Below are 6,739 nucleotides of genomic sequence, written 5' to 3'. Positions count from 1 at the left end.
GTTTACAAATGTGGTGTACACCAGAGATCACTGTGGGAGCGGGCTTGCCCGCGATGGTGGTTCAGACACATTGGTGTCGACTGACACTCCATCGCGAGCAAGCTCGGCTCCTACAGTTCCCAAAAAACCAAAGTGGCGGTTAGGGCATCAACCCACCAAAACCCGCCCAACCCCCCGCTGTAACTGACTCGCAACCAACGTATTCTTCAATAAATAAGCAATCGTCATCGGCCCCACACCCCCCGGCACCGGCGTGATCGCACTGGCCACGGTGCGCGCGCTGGCGTAATCCACATCACCCACCAGCCGATGCCCCGACTCAGTGGCAATGCGATTGATCCCCACATCAATCACCACCGCCCCAGGCTTTAACCAGCTCGCATCAATCAACCCGGGACGACCCACCGCCGCCACCACAATATCGGCCAGCCTGCACAACGCCGGTGCATCGACACTGCGCGAGTGCACCACGCTGACCGAACAGTTGGCCTGCAGCAGCAAAGTCGCCATCGGTTTACCCACGATGTTCGAACGCCCGATAACCACCGCGTGCAAGCCGCTCAAATCACCGCAGGTTTCCTGCAGCAGACGCATGCAGCCGCTGGGCGTGCAGGGCGTCAGCACTTCGATGCCCTGGACCAGCCCGCCAACGTTTTCCCGATGAAAGCCGTCCACGTCCTTGATCGGGTCAATGGCATGAATCACCGCGGCTTCGTCGATGTGGGCCGGCAACGGCAACTGCACCAGGATGCCGTTCACCGAGACGTCCATATTCAATTGAGCAATCAGTTCCAGCACCTGCACCTGGCTGGCAGTGTCCGGCAGACGGTATTCGAGTGAGCGAATCCCGACTTCCTGGGCCCGCAGCAGTTTGTTGCGCACATACACATGGCTGGCCGGGTCTTCGCCGACGAGCAACACGGCCAGGGCGGGGAAAATCTGTTGCCCGGCCAGTTTCTTCACGTCTTCGCGGACTTCTTCCAGAACCTGGGCCGCGATGGCTTTGCCGTCGATATCGCGGGCGAGTGGGGAGGCACTACTGATCAAAGGCGTCACCGTCGTCATTGAATGAGCATCGAGCTGAGCCGCGAGACGCCTTGGCGCCTCGCGGGTCTATTGAATCCTGAAGCCAGGGAGGCTCAGGCTACCAGTTGATGGCAGCCGTACACCACCAGTACGCCGGCGATCAGGGTGGCATAGGGCAACCAGCCCGCGCGTTTGAGGCCCGAGTCGGCCTGAACGTAGAGTTCGTCGAGCATTGCTTGCGGGAAACGGCCCTTGTCCTGCACGTAATGGCGGTAGCAGAACACGGGCAGAATCAACAGCGCCAGCAACAGGCCGGTGACCAGCGTGCCCGCGCCCCAGATATCGGCGCCCAGCCCCATGCACGCCAGGTTGACGAAGCTCAGCACGCCGCCAGCCGCCAGCAACACGGTGGGGGCTTTGTACGGGCGAATCCAGTCTGGACGGTCCAGGCGATGAATCCAGCCGGCATTGAGGTTGAGAAAGTTGAAGATGATGTAGCTGACGTTGGACGCCGCGAGCACGAAAACATAGTCGGACATCAGCAACAGCAGCAGGTTGAACGACAAGTCAGTCCACATCGCAGCGGTGGGCGCGCCGTGTTCGTTGGTGCGGCCCAGGTACTTCGGCAGCCAGCCGTCCACCGACGCCTGGTACAAGGTGCGCGAGGAGCCGGACATCGAGGTCATGATCGCCAGCAGCGTGGCCAACACCAACATGATCAGCACGATATTGGCCACCAGCTTGCCGCCGCCAATGCTGTCCGCCATGACCTGGCCAACGCCCATCCCGCTGTAGATCGCGGGGGACAACAGACCGCTGTAGACCGCCGGCGTCACCACTGCGCCGCTGGCATCCAGCACCGCCGGTGTCACCAGTTGGCCGAGCCCCAGGCTGCCCTGAAATGCCAGCGGTACCAGGGTGAACACCACGATGCACAACAGGCCGGCGTAGAAGATCGCCTTGAACGTGTCACGCTTGGGGTCCTTGAATTCCCGGGTGTAGCACACGGCGGTTTCGAAGCCGTAAGTGGACCACGCCGCCATGAACAGCCCGCCGGCCATCAGCGTCCAGCCAGACAAATCCCAAGGGCCGTCGATCACTTGACCGGCCGCGTCATGGGCCAGCGGGTACAACGGCAGGAAGTTGGCCTGTGCCGCGTCCCCGGTGAACAACGGCACCACACCGACCAGCAGCAAGGGGATCAGCGAGGTCACGCCCAGCACCAGGGTCAAGCGTGCCGAGCGCAGGATGCCGCCATGCTGCACGGCGAATACCGTCAGCAGGATCAGCAGGCCGATGGCGAACGTCGCATTGATCCGCAACGACAGCCCGGTTTTGATCCAGCCCAGATCGAGCAAGGTCAGCTGCCAGGTATTGATCAGCGCATCGGCGGGAAACAGCGCGGTAAGGATATAACCGGCCGCCAGCCCCGAGCCGATGGACAACACCGGCGACCAGGCCAGCCAGTTGCACCACACCGACACCGGGGCGATCAACTTGCTGTAGCGCACCCAGGCGACTGCGCCGTAGACCGAGGCACCGCCGGATTTGTGCGGGAACAGCCCGGCGATTTCGGCGTAGGTGAACGCCTGGATAAACCCGAACAGGATCGACACGATCCAGACAATCCAGGCCGGTTTGCCAACCGTCGCGGCGATGGCGCCGATAGAAAACAGCACCAGCGCGGGCACGCCACTGGCGACCCAGAATGCCCCTCGCCAATCGATCTTGCGATGCAGGCTGCCGGTTGAGGCGGCGGCCTGCGGTACGGCCTCGAACGTAGTCGCTTCCATCTTCGTATTCCCATGTCTGATAATCCGGCCCCTTTGTAGGAGCGAGCTTGCTCGCGAAAAACGCCCAGACAACGCGTTCAACCAGACAGCACGCGTTATCGTTGACGACCATCGCGAGCGAGCTCGCTCCTACAGAGGGTGTATGGGCAGTTAAAAGTTGATCAGCTACGCACCCGGCTTTTGTCCGGGTCGTAGAAAATCGCTGCGGTGACCGTGGCGCTGATGCGCTTCTGCAGGCCATCGACTTTGCCAATCTCCAATACCGTTCCAGCGTCGGCGCAGGCCACATCGACCCGGCACAGCGCAATGTTGCTGCCCAGCAGCGGTGAGCGGCAGGCGCTGGTGATGACGCCCACCTGGGCCCGGCCGCGATACACCGGGTCGCCGTGATGAGCGCCTTCGTTGCCGCTGAGTTGCAGGCCCACCAGCTTGTGGGCGGGATGTGCGCTGCGCCGCAACAGGGCATCGCGGCCGATGAAATCATCGGTTTTGCTTTTCAGCGGCACGGAAAAACCGATCCCGGCCTCGAACGGATCGGTCTGGTCGCTGAACTCGTAACCGGCAAAAATCAACCCGGCTTCGATGCGCAACATGTCCAGGGCTTCCAGGCCCAGAGGCACCAGGCCCAGGGGCTGGCCCAGTTGCCAGATCCGGTCCCAGACCCGCTCGGCATCTTCGGATTGGCACCACACTTCGTAACCCAGTTCGCCGGTGTAGCCCGTGCGCGAAATCATCAGCGGGCAGCCGTCGAAACCGTCCAGCCGCCCGACCAGAAAACGGAACCAGCCGAGGGTGTCGAGGCTGGGCTGGGTCGGTGGGGTCCAGACCATTTGGCTCAGCAACTCGCGGCTCATCGGACCTTGCACCGCCAGGTTGTGGATCTGTTCGCTGGCGGATTTGATCCAGACCTTCATGCCGAGTTTTTGCGCCTGCTCGCGCAGCCAGACCCCGGCGAAATCTTCACCGCAGATCCAGCGGAAATTGTCCGGCCCCAGACGCAGCAACGTGCCGTCGTCGAGCATGCCGCCGTGGTCGTGGCACATCGCCGAGTAGACCACCTGGCCCACCGCCAGGCGCCGCACGTCGCGGGTCAGGCAGTACTGCAACAAGGCTTCGGCGTCCGGGCCGATGATTTCGAATTTGCGCAGGGCGGTCAGGTCCATCACGGCCACGCGTTCGCGGCAGCCGAGGTATTCCTCAATTGCGCCATAGCCGTCGTAACGCAGTGGCAGCCACCAGTTGCGGTAGTCGACGAAGCTGCCGGTCAAGGCGCGGGTGCGGGAGTGGAACGCGGACTCACGCGTGAGAATCGGGTCGGCATCGGCCGTGGTTCGAGTGCTCATGGCGATGGAAAATCGCTCCTTTTCGCTGTAGACGCGGACGTGGATATCGGTGGGGTTCCAGCCATTCGCCGGGTCGATGTCATCCGGGCACGAGGTGCTGGCGCACAGCAAGTCAGTCATGGCCCGCAGCAGCACGTAGTCACCGGGCCGTGACCAGGGTTCGTCGAGGGTCATTTGCTGGTGTGCGTCGATGCCGGTGTTGTAGAAAAAATTGATCGCTGGCCAGCCACCACGAGCCTTGACCCCGTGGGGTGCCAGCGCCTGGCTGAGGTTGTCGCTGCAGTTGTCGTGCCCGAAATAGCCGTGGCTCTCGTAGTAACGCGCGGCGCAGGCCAGGGCGAAGGAATCGTGGCGGCCGACGGTGTCGCGCACCACTTCGAGCATCGGTTGCATCTGCCGGTCGAAAAACTTCGAAAAGAGCCCCGGTGCCGGGTAGGCGCTGCCGTTCAGCGTGCGGGTCACGGTCTGGTCCAGCTCCAGCTCCAGGCCGCGATCCAGTGCCCGTCGATCCAGCGCAACGAAGTCCGAACACTGCCGGCCGGCAACGTCCAGCACCTGCACGTACTGACCCTTGCCCAAGGTAAAACTCTGCGCGGTACCGGCACGCAGGGTGAACTCGTCCAGCACGTCACCCAGTGGTTCAGGCAGATTGGGCAGCAGCAAAGGCGAAGGATTGGCGCGCTTCACCCAGACGTGAAGTTCGCTGGGCCGGTACTGCCGATCGACAGCGGTGGGCCCGGCGGGTGCAGCGACGATCACCAGCAGTTCATCGTTGGCCACGAACTCGCGGCTGTGGTTGGCCGGGCTGTCCTCGTCCCAAAGGAGGGCGGCGCCGGGCGACTGTTGCGGGTCAATGCCGCGACGGCTCAACGCCTGGCCAATGCGACGCGCCTGCACGGTTGGCTCGGCGAGTCGCGCGCCGATGTACCCGCAAGCCGCCGACGCTTCCAGCGACCACGTCGCCAAAGCGCTGCGACCATGACTGTCCACGGCAATCAGTTCGCAAGGTTGCCGGCCTTCCAGGTCGATCACTTGCAAGCTGTCGCCCGGTTGCAGCGCGACCATGGTCAGTCCGCCAGCGGCCACCCGATAACGCTCCAGGGCCGGGGCCCGGGCAAAGAGCCCGGGCTCTTGCGGTCGGGAAACACGAGGTGCGTTCATGGTGAGGCCCCCGGGTCAGCCAACCGACTTGATGGACGTTGGCGGTTCCGCGAGGTACGCCGCCATGGAGTCGTCCAGTGCATGCAGCCACGGCGTGTGGTGCGGGGGCGACTGGGTGCCGGTCATCAGCGAGCGATAGGACTTGTCGCGATAGCCCATGATGTTTTCGGCCTTGTCGTGCTTCCAGTGCAGGAAGGTTTCGTTGACGGCGGCGATATCGAAATCCGGGTAGTCGGTGGCGTCCACCAGGTGCTGGATGTAGGCGCCCTGGTATTCGAACATTTGCTGGTTGGTTTCCAGCGTCTGTTCCTGCGCCTGCCATTGCAGGCTGTCGGCAACCATTTCGGCATGGCTCGGCAAAGCGATGCGTCCCAGGATCACGTCGCGGGCGTACCAGGCCTGGGCGTCGAACATGTTGAACGAGTACCACTGGTCCTGCATGCCGAGGTAGATCAGCCGTGGATTGGGTTCCCAGAACACGCCTTTGTACAGGTTCATCGGCCACAGGCGGTTGTCGGTCTTGAGGCTCAACTCATCCGGCAGGAACGGGAAATGATGTTTGTAGCCGGTGCACAGAATCACCGCGTCGATGTGCTTGCTGCTGCCGTCGGCAAAATAGGCACGGTTGTTTTCCAGGCGCTGCAACAGCGGTTTTTCTTCCCAGTTATCCGGCCAGGCATAGCCCATGGGCGCCGTGCGGTAGCAGCTGGTGATGCTGCGTGCGCCGTATTTGTAGCACTGGGAACCGATGTCCTCGGCGGAATAGCTGCTGCCGACGATCAGCAGGTCCTTGCCCTTGAATTCCAGGGCCTCGCGAAAATCATGGGCGTGCAGAATGCGCCCGGCGAACTGCTCGAACCCTTCGAAGTACGGCACTTTGGGCGTGGAGAAATGGCCACAGGCATTGATCACGTAGTCGAATTCTTCGCAGGTCAACGTGTCGCTGTTGTAGTCATGGGCGTGCAGGGTGAAGCGTTGGCTGACCTCATCAAACGTGACCTGGCGCACCACGTTGTTGAAGCGGATGTAATCGCGCACCCCGGCTCTTTCGACCCGCCCCTTGATGTAGTCCCAGAGCACCTCCCGTGGCGGGTAGGAACCGATGGGCCGGCCAAAATGTTCCTCGAAGGTGTAGTCGGCGAACTCCAGGCATTCCTTCGGTCCGTTCGACCACAGGTAGCGGTACATGCTGCCGTGGACCGGCTCGCCATTTTCGTCCAGCCCGGTGCGCCAGGTGTAATTCCACATGCCGCCCCAATCGTTCTGCTTTTCGTAGCAGACCAGTTCCGGGATCTCGACACCCTGGTCACGGGCCGACTGGAAGGCTCGAAGTTGCGCCATGCCGCAAGGGCCGGCGCCGATGATTGCCACGCGTAAAGTCATGATCGTGCCTCGTATGGGCTCTGGAAGAAAACA

4 protein-coding genes are annotated in these 6,739 nt (G+C 62.4%); all 4 read right to left on the bottom strand.

The features are described 5' to 3' along the window. Positions 1-147: 147 nt before the first annotated feature. Entirely contained in the window at positions 148-1,065 is a 918-nt protein-coding gene (locus EJA72_RS27240) for a bifunctional 5,10-methylenetetrahydrofolate dehydrogenase/5,10-methenyltetrahydrofolate cyclohydrolase (protein ID WP_157714966.1), read from the bottom strand. Between the two features lie 74 nt (positions 1,066-1,139). Then, on the bottom strand, positions 1,140-2,819 hold the full coding sequence (locus tag EJA72_RS27235) for an APC family permease (protein ID WP_157714965.1): 1,680 nt from the start codon (positions 2,817-2,819) through the stop codon (positions 1,140-1,142). 161 nt (positions 2,820-2,980) lie between these two features. Then, complete coding sequence (locus EJA72_RS27230; protein ID WP_157714964.1) at positions 2,981-5,323, bottom strand: DUF1989 domain-containing protein; 2,343 nt, start codon at positions 5,321-5,323, stop codon at positions 2,981-2,983. Between the two features lie 15 nt (positions 5,324-5,338). Continuing rightward, entirely contained in the window at positions 5,339-6,706 is a 1,368-nt protein-coding gene (locus EJA72_RS27225; RefSeq protein ID WP_157714963.1) for an NAD(P)-binding domain-containing protein, read from the bottom strand. Positions 6,707-6,739: the final 33 nt, after the last annotated feature.

Origin of the sequence: Pseudomonas sp. PB120 (assembly GCF_009761815.1) — a bacterium.
In the GTDB taxonomy this organism is placed as follows: Bacteria; Pseudomonadota; Gammaproteobacteria; order Pseudomonadales; family Pseudomonadaceae; genus Aquipseudomonas.
The sequence above is the reverse complement of the archived record's forward strand: the minus strand, read 5'-3'. Positions and strand labels throughout refer to the sequence as shown.

Excerpts from the sequence above, each read along its gene's own strand:
- EJA72_RS27235 (WP_157714965.1), bottom strand. The coding sequence starts at position 2,819 with ATGGAAGCGACTACGTTCGAGGCCGTACCGCAGGCCGCCGCCTCAACC.
- EJA72_RS27225 (WP_157714963.1), bottom strand. The coding sequence starts at position 6,706 with ATGACTTTACGCGTGGCAATCATCGGCGCCGGCCCTTGCGGCATGGCG.
- EJA72_RS27240 (WP_157714966.1), bottom strand. The coding sequence starts at position 1,065 with ATGACGACGGTGACGCCTTTGATCAGTAGTGCCTCCCCACTCGCCCGC.
- EJA72_RS27230 (WP_157714964.1), bottom strand. The coding sequence starts at position 5,323 with ATGAACGCACCTCGTGTTTCCCGACCGCAAGAGCCCGGGCTCTTTGCC.